Below are 14,127 nucleotides of genomic sequence, written 5' to 3'. Positions count from 1 at the left end.
GGCCCGTCGGTCCCGTTTTCGCTTGCGCCCCCGGCCGTGCTGCCCCATATGCGCCGGCCGTTGACCCCACGAGGTGCCGCCGATCGCGGCCACCAAGGTCATCTGCTGGCTGGAGGGGCCTCAATCATGGAAGCTCTCGTCCATCCGGGGATGGTCTCGGACCTGCCGAGCGACGCCCGGACTGACAACGACCAAGGGTCGGTCGAGAAGGACTACTTCATCAACCGCGGCGGCCTGCGCTTCGCCGGCGTCCACCTGATCGTGGACCTCTGGGGCGCGACGCGGCTCGATGACCCCGACCATATCGACGCCGCGCTGCGCGAGGGTGCGCTGGCGGCCGGTGCGACGATCCTGCACGGGCATTTCCACCACTTCTCGCCGAATGGCGGCGTGTCGGGCGTGCTCGTGCTGGCGGAGAGCCACATCTCCATCCACACCTGGCCGGAGCGCGACTACGCCGCGATCGACATCTTCATGTGCGGCGAATGCGATCCTGCCAAGGCGCTGCCCGCCATCAAGAAGGGCTTCCAGCCCGAGCGGGTGCAGCTTGCCGAGCACAAGCGCGGCCTGATCGGCTGACGCAGCGGTTGGAACCGTGTAGAGGGCCGGGCCGAAGGGTCCGGCCCTTTTCGTGTGTGACGGGATGATGTCGATGGCCACCGATTCCTGGGTGAACGAGACGCTCTACGCCGAATGGGGCCAGCGCTTCCTGGTGAAGCGGGAGCTCGCGCGCGTGAAGTCCGAATTCCAGGACATCATGCTGTTCGAAAGCCACACGCATGGCCGTGTCATGCTGCTGGATGGCGTCGTACAGATCACCGAGATGGACGAGTTCGTCTACCAGGAGATGATCGCCCATGTGCCGCTGCTGGCGCATGGCGATGCGAAGCGCGTGCTGATCATCGGCGCCGGCGATGGCGGCGTGCTGAAGCGCGTCCTGCAGCACCGCAATGTCGAGAAGGCCGTGATGGTCGAGATCGACGGCGAGGTGATCCGTCTGGCGAAGGAATTCATGCCGGGTATCGCCGGCGACGCCTGGACCGATCCGCGCGCCGAGGTGATCGTCGGCGATGGCATCGACTATGTCCGGCAGGCCCAGGCCGGCAGTTTCGACGCGATCATCGTGGACAGCACCGATCCCATCGGCGTCGGCGAGGTGCTGTTCACCGACGAGTTCTACGCGAACTCCGCACGCATCCTCAGCGACCGCGGGCTGATCGTGAACCAGTGCGGCGTGCCGGCCATGCAGGCCGAGGAACTGCGCGAGACGTCCCTGCGCCGCCAGAAGTCATTCCCGGATGTCTGGGCCTATGTCGCGGCGGTGCCGACCTATGTCGGCGGCTACATGACGCTGGGCTGGGCGGCGAAGGATGCTTCGCTTCGCGCCGTGGACGCGGCGGAGATCCGGCGCCGCGCGGATGTGGCGGGTGTGCTGGACACGACCGGCTACTGGACGCCGGAAATCCATGTCGGCGCGTTCAACCTGCCGCCCTACATCGCTCGGCACCTGCCGCGGCGGTGAAGCGCGCGGCAGCTTCTATGCAGTTGCCGCCTCCGCCACCCGGTCCCCGGGCCTGAACTGCCGCAGTCGCGGCGCGCGGAAGCGCTCGCCGAACACATCGGTCAAGGTCGGACCGATGCCCTTGCGCGCCGTCTCGAATTCCTGCCGCGCCTCGGCATTGGCGGGATCGGCCAGCACCCGTGCCTCGGCCGTCTGCAGCATGCGCACCTCCTCGTTCAGCCGGCGCGCGGAATCATGCGGCAGGGCGCGGCCGGCGACATAGACGGCCTGGCTGATGCCGATCAGGTAGTTGATCTGCTCGGGGATGCTGAAATTGGCCAGGTCGCCGGTGCCGTTCACCACCAGCGCGCCGGCCGCGAACAGGCTGAACACCAGCGCCTGAACCCGCGTCACGTCGATCTCCCCATCGGAGGAGACAAGGTCCAGCCAGCGCGGCAGCCGCGGCGAGGGATCCACGATCCCCGTGCCCAGCAGCCACAGCCGGTTCGAGGTGTCGATGCTGGACCCTTCGGCGACCCGCGCCAGTGTTGAGCCGGTCAGCGTGATGCCGAGCAGCGTCAGCACCGTGTTCGAAACCTCCGGCAGCTTGCCGGTGCGTGCCATGACATAGGCATAGACGCCGGAGACCACGACGGTGAACAGCAGCACCTGGAAGCGCGACAGGCTGCACACGCCGAAGCTGTCCTGCGCGATCACCGTCGGCCGCATCGCGTACCAGAACGCGGCGCCGCGGCCGCGACCCACCGCGCCGATGCTCTGGGCATGCGCGATCTGGCGCGACTGCAACTGCATCGTCGCCACCGCCAGCCCCAGATAGATCGCCGCGACCGAGAGCACGCCGATCAGCGTGGAGAGCCGGAGCGTCGACAGGAAGAAGGGCTGGCGCGCATAGGCGCGGATCTCCTTCCCGTTCACCCGGCGCGAGGCGGGGTCGTAGTTCGGGTCCACGCAGACGAAGACCACCACCTGCCAGTTCGTCGGCAGCCAGCCGCCGCGTTCGATGGTCGGGAACAGCGCCGTAATGTGGGTTCGGTCGTCCTCCGGCGTCGGCGGCAGCACGGATCCGCGGATCAGGTCGTGCTCCTCGATCGAGCCGGGCGTGCGGTCGGCAGGATAGGCCACAGCCTCCAGCCAGGCGGAGCGCCATTCCGATGCAGGTATGGTTTCCGGGCGGACGAGCGTGAATTCCAGCGTTGGCACCGCCTTCGCGGTCTGCTGCACATTCTCCAGCCGCAGCGCCGGCGCGCTGCCGTTCAGGTGCTCGGCGACGCTGCGCATCACCATGAATCCGGAGCCGACGCGCCAATCCTCGTCCGGCGGCACGCGCGGGCTGCACAGGATGCGGCCCTGCGCCACCGCCGCGGGCTGCGCCAGCGCAGGCGCGAGTCCGGGCAGCAGAAGCAGGACGAGCAGGAAGACAAGCCGGCGCATGGCTCCGCCCATGTTGCTGCGACGCGACGATGCGCGTTTTGCGCGCGCGCTGTCCAGACCGCCGGGCGGTCAGGTCGCGAAGCCCTGCACCAGGCTGCCCGCCACCAGCCGCCAGCCATCCACCAGCACGAAGAAGGCCAGCTTGAAGGGTAGCGCCACCACGGTGGGCGGCAGCATCATCATGCCCAGCGACATCAGCACGCTGGCGCAGACCAGGTCGATCACCAGGAAAGGCAGGAACAGCAGGAAACCGATCTCGAAGCCACGGCGCAGCTCGCTGACCAGGAAGGCCGGCATCAGCGCGCGCCAGGGCGCCTGTTCCGCCGCCGCCGGGGGCATGTTGCCGAGGTCGAGGAACAGCGCCAGGTCGGCATCACGTACCTGCGCGGCCATGAAGCGCCGGAACGGCTCGGCGGCGGCGGTCAGCCCCTCCACCTCGCCGATGCGACCTTGCGCCATCGGCTGGATGCCCTGCTCCCAGCTTGCGATCAGCGCCGGCTCCATGACGAAGAGCGTCAGGAACAGGGCGAGCGCGATCAGCACCGGGTTCGGCGGAATGGAGGGCGCGCCGATGGCACTGCGCAGCAGCGACAGCACGATCACAATGCGTGCGAAGGCCGTCATCATCACCAGCAGCGCCGGCGCCAGCGAGAGCACGCCGACCAGCACCGCCACCTGCAGCAGCCGCGCCGTGGCGCCCGCGCCCTCGCCGAGATCGAGATTCAGGCTCTGCCCGAAGGCCGCGCCGGGCAGGACGGCGAGCGCGATGACCGCCAGCGCGCGGATCACGGCCTGCCCTCCGACGGCGGTTCGGGCCAGCCCAGCACCACATCCTGCGCGCCGCCTGTCAGCAGCAGCAGGTTGCGCCCGTCGCAGCGCAGCAGCACCACGCGCCGCCTGGCATCCAGCGCGACGGCCTCCTCCACCATCAGGCGCCGGTTGCCGCGCCCGATGCCGGCCGCGCGCACGCCGCGCAGCACCAGCACCAGCGCGACAAGGATGCCCGCCAGCGTCGCGCCGGCGGTCAGCAGGCCGGTCCAGCCGATCTCGTGCATGCCGTCTCCATCCTGGAGCGTGCCTTTCGGGAAGGATCAGGCGGCGGCGAGGCGGTCAGCGAGGCCGTCCACCTGGCTGCGCAGCGAGAGCAGGGCAGGGCGCATCCGCTTCGCCTCCGCCTCGTCCAGCGCCATGACCGCGGCGCAGAGCGAGGTCGCTTCCCGCTCCAGCCCGGCGAGGTCTATGCGCCGCCCGCCCTCGACCAGCGCGCGCGCCAGGGCCAGCGTGCCATCGAGCGAGGCGATGGCGGCATGAACGGCTTCGGCATGCTGGACCGCGCGGGACATGCGCTTGCTCTAGCGCGGCGGGGATGAAGGCTTGGTTACCGCGCGCCATGCCGGGGTCCGCTAACCTTTCCTTCACCGGCGCCGACGCAGTCTGCCGCGATGGATGTGACAGCCTCGCCCCGCAGGGCAGCCGGCCCCGATCCGCTCGCGCTCGCCGAGCGCCGCCTGCACTGGCTCGACCGGCGGCAGTCGGTGCTGGCGCAGAACGTCGCCAATGCCGACACGCCCGGCTACCGCCCCCGCGACCTGGTGCCCTTCCAGCGCGAGCTGGAAGGCGCGCGGCGCCTGGCGCTGGCGCGCACCCAGCCCGGCCACGGCATCGGCAGCGCGGCAGCGGCGGCGAATGCGCGGGCGGAACGCGACGTGATGGAAGTCACGCCGGACGGCAACGCCGTCTCGCTCGACCGGGAGGCGATGCGCATCGCGGAGACCGATACCGCCCATGCCGTGGCGATGGCGGTGCACCGCAGCTTCATGGGCATGTTCCGCACCGCGCTCGGCCGCTGAGCTGGCGCGCCACGAAAGGACACAGCATGGATCTCGACCGCGCCCTTCGGATCTCGGCCGCCGGCATGGCGGCGCAATCCACGCGCCTGCGCGTGGTGGCGGAGAACCTCGCGAACCGCGACAGCACGGGGGAGTCGCCCGGCGCCGATCCCTATCGCCGCCGCACCGTGACCTTCGCGAACCGGCTCGACCGCGCCTTTGGCGTGGAGACGGTCGGCGTCTCCCGCATCGGCACGGCGCCCGGCGAGTTTCCCTCGCGCTACGAGCCGACCCATCCGGCGGCCGATGAGCGCGGCTATGTCCGCACGCCCAATGTGGACAGCCTGGTGGAGGTGATGGACATGCGGGAGGCGCAGCGCGGCTACAGCGCCAACCTCTCGGTGCTGGAGACCACGCGCGCCATGCTCACGCGCACCATCGAGGCGCTGCGGTGAGCATCACCGGCGGCCTGGGCGCGACCGCTGCCGCCGCCTATCGCGCGGCGTCGGCTGCCCCGGGTGCTGCCGATGCGGCGCCGGGCGGCTTCGGTGGCCTGGTGCAGCGCGCCATGCAGCAGGGCGTCGAGATCGGCCGCAGCGCGGAAGCCGCCTCCACCGCGGCGATGCTCGGCCAGGGCGGCGTGACGGAGGCGGTCATGGCGATCTCCCGCGCCGAGCTCGCCTTGCAGACAGCCGTCACGGTGCGCGACCGCGTGGTGGCGGCGTACCAGGACGTGATGCGCATGCCGATCTGACGGCGGCGCGGCGAGGCAGACGGGGAAGAGCTCCGTGGACACCGAGGAGGCGCTGGCGCTGGCGCTGCGCGAATCGCTCTGGGTGGCGCTGCAGGTCATGGGGCCGCCGCTGCTGGCGATGCTCGCCGTCGGCCTCGTCGTCTCGCTCCTCCAGGCGCTCACGCAGATCCAGGAAGCGACACTCGCCTTCCTGCCGAAGCTGGCGATCTGCGGCGTGCTGATGCTGCTGCTCGGCCCCTTCGCCATCGGCGCCATGCGCGGCTGGACCGAGACGCTGTTCGACCGCGCGGTGGCGGTGGGCGGCATGCGGTGACGCCCGAGGATGCCGCCCTCATCCGCGACCTGCCGAGCCTGCTGTTCCAGGCGGTGCTGGTCTTCGCGCGCCTTGGCGCCGCGGTGATGCTGCTGCCGGGCCTCGGCGAGCAGGAGGTCTTTCCGCGCATGCGCCTGGTGCTCGGCCTGGCGATGCTGGCGCTGCTGCTGCCGGTGCTGGCGCCCGGTCTGCCGGATGCGCCGGCGGAGAGTGCCGCGGCGGTCGGCCTGATCGTGCAGGAAGTCGTCGTCGGGCTTTGGTTCGGCGGGCTCGCGCGGATCGCGGTGATGGCGCTGGCCATGGCGGGGCAGGCGATCTCCGCCCTGATCGGGCTGCAGGGGCTGATGGTGGCCGATCCGGACATGGGCGGACAGGGCACGGCGCTTTCGCGTGCGCTCGGGCTCGTCGCGGCGTGCCTGGTTCTTGGGACCGGGCTGTACGCCATCGCGCTGCGCGCCCTGGTGGACAGTTATGCGCTGCTGCCGGCCGGCGCGCCGCTGCCGCTCGGCGCCGCGGCCGAGACGATGGCGGAAGCCGGCGGCGCCTCGCTCGCGCTGGCGCTGAGGCTGGCCGCGCCCTTCGTGATCGGCGCGGCGGTCCTGAACCTCTCGCTCGGGCTCCTCGCGCGCCTGGCGCCGCAGGTGCAGACCTTCTTCGTCGCGGTACCCGGCCAGATCCTCGCCGGGCTCGCGCTGCTGGCGCTGGTCGCGCCGCCGATGCTCGCGGTCTTCGCCGCCGAATTGCAGGACGCGTTCCAGGCTTTGCCGGGAGCGCGCTGAGCGATGGCGGAGGAAGAGCCGCAGGATGCCGCCGATCGTTCGGAAGCGGCGACACCACGGCGGTTGGAACGCGCGCGCGAACAGGGCCAGGTCGCCCTGTCGCGCGAGGCATCCGGCTTCGCGGCGCTGGCGCTGGCGAGCCTCGTGGCAGCGCTTGCGCTGCCGCCGCTCGGCCTGGCGATGCTGAAGGCGATGCGCGCTTCGCTGGAGCAGGCGCATGCGCTGGACCCGATCGATGCGGCTTCGACGCTGGGCTGGCATGGGCTGGCGATGGTGGTGCCGGTTGCCGCCGCGGCGGCGTTGGGCGCGACCGCCGCGACGCTGCTGCAGACGCGCGGCCTCGTGTCGGCCAAGGGTCTGGAGCCGCGGCTGGACAAGATCAGCCCGCTCGCGGGGTTGCGTCGCCTTTTCGGGATGGAAGGGCTGGTCGAGTTCCTGCGCAGCCTGGCGAAGCTCGGCCTCGTCGGGGCCGCATTGTGGTTCGCGATCGGCAATCCCGAGGCGTTCCAGGCGGTGCTGCATGAGTCCGCCGCGGGCATGCTGCAGCGTGCCGGCGATGCCACCCTGCGGCTGGTCGGTGCTGCCCTCCTTGCCTTCGCCGGCGTCGCGCTGCTCGACCTGCTCTGGGTGCGTCTGCGGCACCTGCGGATGCTGCGCATGTCGCGCCAGGAAATCCGCGAGGAGCTGAAGGAAAGCGAGGGCGACCCGCATCTGCGCGCCCGTCGGCGGCAGATCCGCGAAAGCCGGGCGCGCAACCGCATGATGGCGGCGGTGCCGCGCGCGTCGGTCGTGATCACCAACCCCACGCACTACGCCGTTGCGCTTGCCTATGCCGGCGGCGATGCGGCGCCCAGGGTGGTGGCGAAGGGCGTGGACGAACTGGCCGCGCGCATCCGCGCCGCGGCGGAGGGTGCCGGCGTGCCGCTGGTGGCGAACCCGCCGCTCGCCCGCGCCCTGCACCGGCTGGACCTCGGAGCGGAGATCCCGGCCGAACATTACCAGGCAGTCGCGGAAATCATTGCGTTCGTATGGCGACGTCGGGGTTCAGGCGAACAACTTGTTGCAGCGGATGGAGCGAGGCGCGCTTGACGAGACACCCGAATGCGTGTGCAGGCTCACCGAAGCGTGAGGTCGCGCTGGACAGGGGAACGCCGATGTCGGAGCCGCGCTGGGGCGGGCTTGAGGCGCTGCTGCGGAGCCGTTTGCCGAAGGGAGAGCTGGACCCGGCCCTCTGCGCGGTGCTCGAGGCGGCTTCGCCCGGGTTGGCCCTGCTGGACATGGCGGATCGGCTGGTCGCCTGGAACCCGGAACTCGCGCGCATCTGCGGGCCGACGCTGCCGTTGCGGCCGGGCATGCCGATGGCGAGCCTGATCGCGCCGGATCTGCGCGAAGCGGTTGGCACCGCGCTGGATGCAGGGCGCCGCGCGGATGTGCAGCTTGCCAGCGCAGGAACGCCGCAGGTGCAGATCGAAAGGCGGCGGCTGCGCGAGCATGGCGCGCTGCTGCGGGTCGCGCCCGTCGCCTCGGCCGAGCAGACCGCGCAGAACGCAGCCGCGGCGCGGTTGCAGGCGGTGGGTGCCCTGGCGGGCGGCATCGCCCATGACTTCAACAACCTGCTGACCGCCATTGCCGGCAGCGCGGAGGCGGCGCTGTCGCGCGACCCCGATGGCGATGCCGCGCCGGAGCTTCGACAGGTGATGGAAAGCGCCGGCAGGGGCGCCGCGCTGGTGCGCCAGTTGCTCGCCTTCGCGCGCCAGCAGGCGCTCAATCCGCGCGTGGTCGAGTTGAACGATGCGGTCTCCGCCATGGCGGGCCTGCTGCGCCGGCTGCTGGGCAGCCGCGTGCGGCTTTCCGTCGAGCTGGAGGAACCCGGTCGGCGCGTGCGTATCGACCCGACGCAGCTCGACCAGGTCATCATGAACCTGGCGCTGAATGCGCGCGATGCGATGCCGGATGGCGGCGCGTTGCGGATCGCGACCCGCCATGCGGTGGTGTTGCAGCCCGAGCCGCTGCAGCAGGAGGAGCTGCCGCCCGGCCGCTATGCCGTTCTCGAAGTCAGCGACACCGGCGGCGGCATCCCCGCGGATATCCTGCCGCGCATCTTCGACCCCTTCTTCACCACCAAGCGCGAGCAGGGCGGCAGCGGGCTCGGCCTTGCCACGGTGCATGGCATCGTCCGCCAGTCCGGCGGCTTCATCGCCGCGGAAAGCCGGCTGGGCCAGGGGACCACCTTCCGGATCTGGCTGCCGCGCCATGAAGGGGCCGTGGAGTCGGTGCCGGCGCCCGTGCCCTCGCCGGCAGCGGCCGCGCACCCAGCACCGCAGCCCGCACCCGCGCAGCCCGCGACCGCGCCGATCCTTCTGGTGGAGGACGAGGCGCCGCTGCTCAAGCTTGCGGAGCGCGCCCTGCGCCGGGCGGGGTTCGAGGTGATGGCGGCCGCATCCGCGGAAGACGCGCTGGACCTGCTTGCCGGCGGCGCACCGAAGCCGATCGCGCTGGTTTCGGACGTGGTGATGCCCGGCATGGACGGGTTGGCGCTGGCCGCCCGGCTGCGGGAACGCGATCCCGACCTGCCGGTCCTGCTCGTGTCGGGCTATGCCGAGGTGGCGTTGGGCCGCGACCTGGAGGCGGAGCGGCTGAAACTGCTGCCGAAGCCCTACGGCCTGGCCGACCTGGTGGCCGAGTTGCGCTCCATCCTGCCGCGGATTCCTGCCACAGTTTCCTAAATGTTCTTGTGGGGCTGGCCCGCCTGGGCCATAGTGCCGCCCGGCCGCCGGCCGGTTGCGGAACGCCGTGGAGTCTCCGCAGCCGATCGGGCATGTTTGCCGCAGGCATGACCGCAGGGTGGTGATTCGCCCGGCTGTTGCGCCCGTGGGTTGAGACAGGATGTCGGAGAGGGCGCGACCCCATGGACAAGACGAAGGCGCTGGATGCCGCGCTGAGCCAGATCGAGCGGGCTTTCGGCAAGGGCTCGATCATGCGCATGGGCACCAAGGCCGCCGATGCGGAGGTGGAGGTGATCTCCACCGGCTCGCTGGGGCTGGACCTGGCACTCGGCATCGGCGGGCTGCCGAAGGGCCGCATCGTGGAGATCTACGGCCCGGAAAGCTCGGGCAAGACCACGCTGGCGCTGCATGCCATTGCCGAGGCGCAGAAGAAGGGCGGCACCTGCGCCTTCATCGACGCCGAGCACGCGCTCGATCCCGGCTATGCCCGGAAGCTCGGCGTGGATGTGGACAACCTGCTGATCAGCCAGCCCGATGCCGGTGAGCAGGCGCTGGAGATCTGCGACACGCTGGTGCGCTCCGGCGCGGTGGATGTGCTGGTGGTGGACAGCGTCGCCGCCCTGGTGCCGCGCGCGGAGCTTGAGGGCGAGATGGGCGACAGCCATGTCGGCCTGCATGCGCGCCTGATGTCCCAGGCGCTGCGCAAGCTGACCGGCAGCGTCAGCCGCTCCAACACGCTGCTGATCTTCCTGAACCAGATCCGCCTCAAGATCGGCGTGATGTTCGGCAATCCGGAGACGACCACGGGCGGCAACGCGCTGAAGTTCTACGCCTCCGTCCGCATGGAAATCCGGCGCATCGGTTCCATCAAGGAACGCGACACCACCACGGGCAACCAGACACGCGTGAAGGTGGTGAAGAACAAGATGGCGCCGCCGTTCCGGCAGGTGGAGTTCGACATCATGTACGGCGAGGGCATCTCCAAGGTCGGCGAGCTGATTGACCTCGGCGTGAAGGCCGGCGTGGTGGAGAAGTCGGGCGCCTGGTTCTCCTGCGACAGCCAGCGCATCGGGCAGGGGCGGGAGAACGCCAAGCAGTTCATGCGCGACAACCCGGCGGTGGCGGAAAGCGTCGAGAAGCGCATCCGCGACCAGGCGAGCGGCCTGGCCAGCGCGATGCTGGTCGGCGAGGAAGCCGAGGCGGCCGCGGCGGAGTGAGGCGCGTCCGCGGGGGGCTTTGCCCCCTGCACCCCCACCAGGAGCCTGAGGCTCCTGGACCTGCGTCCGTTTAATGCAGAAGGGGGGGGGGGCTTTGGCCCCCTCCCCCTTCTGCATTGAAAACTGGATGTGGGGGGCCGGGAGCTTCAAGCTCCGCGGCGGGGGCACGGGGGCAGCGCCCCCGCGCGCTCCTTCACCTCACGCCGCGCTGCCCTTGCTCCGCTTCGTCTTGTCGTTCGCCGGCTCGCCGCGCAGGGCAGCGGGGTTGACGTGCTGCTCGGCGACCTGGGTGAGCAACTCGTCGGTGTCCTTCTCCTCCTTCAGCGTCTGGGCGAGCAGGTCGGCCGCCTCCTTCATCCCGGCTGCCTTCGCCATGGCGCAGAGCGTGCCGTAGGCGGCGATCTCGTAGTGCTCCACCTTCTGTGCGGCGGAGATCAGGGCGGCGTCGAGGATGGGCCCTTCGTCGTGCTCGTCGATCAGCTCTTCGGCCTCGGCGACCAGGCCTTCCATCGCCTCGCACTCCTCCCCCTCGGGGTCGCAGCCCAGCATCTCCGCCACTTTCTCCAGCCGCTCGATCTGGCGCTGGGTGACCGCGAGATGCTCCTCGAAAGCCTGCTTGAGGGCGGGGCTGGAGGCGGCGTCGGCCATCTCCGGCAGCGCGTCGAGCAGCTGCGTCTCGGCGCTATAGGTGTCCTGCAGAAGCTCGCCCATCAGCGACTTGAAGTCGTCGGCCATGGCAGTTGTCCCTGATCGTGGGGTGGTAGGCATGCTCCCGAACGGCCGGGCCGGGGGGCGGGTTCCGGGGCGCGGCCCTCGACGGGGGCGGCCCTGCGCGCTAGTGGAGGCGGCTTTTCCCCCGGGCGAGACACTTCGGCGAACCAAGGCCATGACCAGCAGCAACGACATCCGCGCGACCTTCCTCGACTACTTCCGCCGCAACGGGCACGAGGTGGTGGAGAGCTCGCCGCTGGTCCCGCGCAACGACCCGACCTTGATGTTCGCGAACTCCGGCATGGTGCAGTTCAAGAACGTCTTCACAGGGCAGGAGAAGCGCCCCTATGTGCGCGCGACCACCGCGCAGAAATGCGTGCGCGCGGGCGGCAAGCACAACGACCTGGACAATGTCGGCTACACCGCCCGGCACCACACCTTCTTCGAGATGCTCGGGAATTTCAGCTTCGGCGACTACTTCAAGGAACAGGCCATCCATCATGCCTGGGAGCTGCTGACCAAGGACTTCGCCCTGCCGAAGGACCGTCTGCTGGTGACGGTGTATTCCGAGGACGAGGAGGCGCCGGCCTACTGGAAGAAGGTTGCCGGGCTGCCCGACAGCCGAATCATCCGCATCCCGACCTCCGACAATTTCTGGCGCATGGGCGACACCGGTCCCTGCGGCCCCTGTTCCGAGATCTTCTTCGACCACGGCGACAAGATCCCGGGTGGCCCGCCAGGGTCCGAGGACCAGGACGGCGACCGCTTCATCGAGATCTGGAACCTGGTCTTCATGCAGTACGAGGAAGGCCCGCCCGGCACTCGTGTGCCGCTGCCGAAGCCTTCCATCGACACCGGCATGGGGCTGGAGCGTTTCGCCGCGATCCTGCAGGGCAAGCACGACAACTACGACACGGACACGCTGCGCGCGATCATCCTGGCGAGCGCGGAAGCCACCGGCCAGGATCCCGACGGCAAGTGGCGCGCCAGCCACCGCGTGGTGGCCGACCATCTGCGCGCGGCATCCTTCCTCGTCGCGGATGGCGTGCTGCCCTCCAACGAGGGCCGCGGCTACGTGCTGCGCCGGATCATGCGCCGCGCCATGCGCCACGCCCACCTGATGGGCACGCAGGACGCGCTGCTGCATCGCCTGGTCCCCGTGCTGATCCGTCAGATGGGCGCTGCCTATCCGGAATTGGTCCGCGCGGAGAAGCTCATCGTCGAGACGCTGAAGCTGGAGGAGGGGCGCTTCCGCAGCCTGCTCGCCCGCGGCCTCGGCCTGCTGACGGACGAGACGGCGAAGCTCGGCGACCGGGGCGTGCTGCCCGGCGAGGTGGCGTTCCGCCTCTACGACACCTATGGCTTCCCGCTCGACCTGACGCAGGATGCGCTGCGCGGCGAGGGCAAGTCGGTCGACGTCGCCGGCTTCGAGGCGGCGATGGCCGAGCAGCGCAAGCGCGCGCGCGCGGCCTGGGCCGGCAGCGGCGAGGCGGCGACGGAGACGCTGTGGTTCGACCTGAAGGAGAAGGTCGGCGCCAGCGAGTTCCTCGGCTACAGCACCGAGACCGCCGAGGGCGAGATCCTGGCCATCGTGCAGGACGGCAAGCTCGTGGACAGCGCGCCGGCGGGCGCGGAGGTCGCGGTGGTGCTGAACCAGACGCCCTTCTACGCGGAAAGCGGCGGCCAGGTCGGCGACACCGGCCTGATCAGCGCCGGCGAGGCGTGCCGCATCATCGTGAAGGACACGCAGAAGAAGCTCGGCGAGCTGTTCGTGCACACGGGCGTCGTGGCGCATGGCGAGGCGAAGGTCGGGCTGCCCGTGCAGGCCGAGGTGGACCATGCGCGCCGCACCGCGATCCGTTCCCACCATTCGGCCACGCATCTGCTGCACGAGGCGCTTCGTCGCCGCCTCGGTCTGCATGTCAGCCAGAAGGGGTCGCTGAACGCGCCGGACCGGCTGCGCTTCGACGTGAGCCACAATGCGCCGATGAGCGACGAGGACCTCGCCTGGGTCGAGGCCGAGGTGAATGCCCGCGTGCGCGAGAATGCCGAGGTGGTCACCCGGCTGATGACGCCGGAGCAGGCGGTCGCCGCCGGCGCCATGGCGCTGTTCGGCGAGAAGTATGGCGAGGAGGTGCGCGTCGTCGGCATGGGCCACGACGTGAACGCCACCGAGAAGCACGGCGTCTATTCGCTGGAACTCTGCGGCGGGACGCATGTGCGGCGCACCGGCGACATCGGCCTGTTCCGCATCGTCAGCGAGGGCGCGGTCAGCGCCGGCGTGCGCCGCGTGGAAGCCGTCACCGGCGAGAGTGCGCTGAAGCTGCTGGAGGAGCGCGACCGTCAGCTCAACGAGGCCGCCACCGCGCTCAAGGTGCGGCCGCAGGAATTGTCGGAGCGCATCGGCGCGCTGCTCGAGGAGCGCCGCAAGCTGGAGCGCGAGGTCTCCGACCTGCGCAAGAAGCTCGCGACCGGCGGCGCCGCGGCCGAGGTCGAGACGATCGGCGGGCTGCGCGTGGCGCTGCGCGACGTGGGCGAGGTGCCGGCGCGCGACCTCAAGGGCCTCGCCGAGGCGATCCTGAAGGGCGGCACGGCGGATGTGGCCGTGCTGGTCAGCACCGAAGGCGGCAAGGCGAGCATCGTCGCGGGCCTTGGCGAGGGTGCGAAGGGCCGGGCGGACGCCGTCACGCTGGTGCGTGCCGCCGCGGGCGCGGTGGGCGGCAAGGGCGGTGGCGGGCGGCCGGAGATGGCCCAGGCGGGCGGCCCGGATACGGCCAAGGTGGCCGAAGCGCTCGCCGCGGTTCGGGAGACGCTGAGCCATGGGGTCGCGGCGTAGCGGCCCGTC

The 14,127-nt window shown here is 70.6% G+C and carries 16 protein-coding genes; 11 read left to right on the top strand and 5 right to left on the bottom strand.

Features of this window, described 5'->3' with window-relative positions; genetic code table 11:
* Positions 1 to 126: 126 nt before the first annotated feature.
* Together speD and speE are read left to right on the top strand one after the other, a co-directional pair.
* Complete coding sequence (gene speD, locus E4T13_RS05015; RefSeq protein WP_137177106.1) at positions 127 to 579, top strand: adenosylmethionine decarboxylase; 453 nt, start codon at positions 127 to 129, stop codon at positions 577 to 579.
* Positions 580 to 652: 73 nt separating this feature from the next.
* Complete coding sequence (speE, locus tag E4T13_RS05010; protein WP_137177105.1) at positions 653 to 1,522, top strand: polyamine aminopropyltransferase; 870 nt, start codon at positions 653 to 655, stop codon at positions 1,520 to 1,522.
* A gap of 15 nt (positions 1,523 to 1,537) precedes the next feature.
* Here the strand turns inward: speE and E4T13_RS05005 are convergent, their stop codons facing one another.
* The 4 genes from E4T13_RS05005 to E4T13_RS04990 form a co-directional block, all read right to left on the bottom strand.
* The gene (locus E4T13_RS05005) at positions 1,538 to 2,953 is read right to left on the bottom strand and encodes a hypothetical protein (protein WP_137177104.1); all 1,416 of its coding nucleotides are present in this window, start codon (positions 2,951 to 2,953) and stop codon (positions 1,538 to 1,540) included.
* A gap of 69 nt (positions 2,954 to 3,022) precedes the next feature.
* Positions 3,023 to 3,742: a flagellar type III secretion system pore protein FliP gene (gene fliP / locus E4T13_RS05000; RefSeq protein ID WP_137177103.1), complete on the bottom strand. Its 720-nt coding sequence runs from the start codon at positions 3,740 to 3,742 to the stop codon at positions 3,023 to 3,025.
* Positions 3,739 to 4,008, bottom strand: coding sequence for a flagellar biosynthetic protein FliO (locus E4T13_RS04995; protein ID WP_137177102.1), 270 nt, complete (start codon positions 4,006 to 4,008; stop codon positions 3,739 to 3,741). Before E4T13_RS04995 ends, fliP begins: the two co-directional genes overlap by 4 nt.
* A 36-nt stretch (positions 4,009 to 4,044) precedes the next feature.
* Positions 4,045 to 4,296 (bottom strand): hypothetical protein, encoded by a 252-nt coding sequence (locus tag E4T13_RS04990; RefSeq protein ID WP_137177101.1) that lies wholly within the window; start codon positions 4,294 to 4,296, stop codon positions 4,045 to 4,047.
* A 99-nt stretch (positions 4,297 to 4,395) separates the two neighbouring features.
* On the opposite strand from E4T13_RS04990, the gene flgB reads away from it, so the two are divergent.
* The 8 genes from flgB (at position 4,396) to recA (ending at position 10,571) form a co-directional block, all read left to right on the top strand.
* A complete protein-coding gene (gene flgB / locus E4T13_RS04985) occupies positions 4,396 to 4,803 on the top strand; it encodes a flagellar basal body rod protein FlgB (RefSeq protein WP_137177100.1) in 408 nt (135 codons plus the stop codon).
* 26 nt (positions 4,804 to 4,829) lie between these two features.
* A complete protein-coding gene (gene flgC, locus E4T13_RS04980; protein WP_137177099.1) occupies positions 4,830 to 5,237 on the top strand; it encodes a flagellar basal body rod protein FlgC in 408 nt (135 codons plus the stop codon).
* Positions 5,234 to 5,536, top strand: a complete 303-nt coding sequence (locus tag E4T13_RS04975) for a flagellar hook-basal body complex protein FliE (protein WP_240790991.1) — start codon at positions 5,234 to 5,236, stop codon at positions 5,534 to 5,536. Before flgC ends, E4T13_RS04975 begins: the two co-directional genes overlap by 4 nt.
* 34 nt (positions 5,537 to 5,570) lie before the next feature.
* The gene (locus E4T13_RS04970; protein ID WP_240790990.1) at positions 5,571 to 5,849 is read left to right on the top strand and encodes a flagellar biosynthetic protein FliQ; all 279 of its coding nucleotides are present in this window, start codon (positions 5,571 to 5,573) and stop codon (positions 5,847 to 5,849) included.
* A complete protein-coding gene (locus tag E4T13_RS04965) occupies positions 5,846 to 6,628 on the top strand; it encodes a flagellar biosynthetic protein FliR (RefSeq protein WP_240790989.1) in 783 nt (260 codons plus the stop codon). The genes E4T13_RS04970 and E4T13_RS04965 overlap by 4 nt, the downstream gene beginning before the upstream one ends.
* 3 nt (positions 6,629 to 6,631) lie before the next feature.
* A complete protein-coding gene (locus E4T13_RS04960) occupies positions 6,632 to 7,717 on the top strand; it encodes a flagellar biosynthesis protein FlhB (protein WP_137177098.1) in 1,086 nt (361 codons plus the stop codon).
* Positions 7,718 to 7,782: 65 nt separating this feature from the next.
* Positions 7,783 to 9,354, top strand: a complete 1,572-nt coding sequence (locus E4T13_RS04955; RefSeq protein WP_170984809.1) for an ATP-binding protein — start codon at positions 7,783 to 7,785, stop codon at positions 9,352 to 9,354.
* 182 nt (positions 9,355 to 9,536) lie between these two features.
* Complete coding sequence (gene recA / locus E4T13_RS04950) at positions 9,537 to 10,571, top strand: recombinase RecA (RefSeq protein ID WP_137177096.1); 1,035 nt, start codon at positions 9,537 to 9,539, stop codon at positions 10,569 to 10,571.
* A 198-nt stretch (positions 10,572 to 10,769) separates the two neighbouring features.
* Here recA and E4T13_RS04945 read toward each other — a convergent pair whose 3' ends face one another.
* Positions 10,770 to 11,306, bottom strand: coding sequence for a ferritin-like domain-containing protein (locus E4T13_RS04945; protein WP_137177095.1), 537 nt, complete (start codon positions 11,304 to 11,306; stop codon positions 10,770 to 10,772).
* Between the two features lie 151 nt (positions 11,307 to 11,457).
* On the opposite strand from E4T13_RS04945, the gene alaS reads away from it, so the two are divergent.
* Entirely contained in the window at positions 11,458 to 14,118 is a 2,661-nt protein-coding gene (gene alaS / locus E4T13_RS04940) for an alanine--tRNA ligase (RefSeq protein WP_137177094.1), read from the top strand.
* Positions 14,119 to 14,127 lie beyond the last annotated feature (9 nt).

It is taken from the genome of Roseomonas sp. AR75, assembly GCF_005222815.1.
GTDB lineage: Bacteria > Pseudomonadota > Alphaproteobacteria > Acetobacterales > Acetobacteraceae > Falsiroseomonas.
Note: the sequence above shows the minus strand (reverse complement) of the source record. Positions and strands in the feature narration are given on the sequence as shown.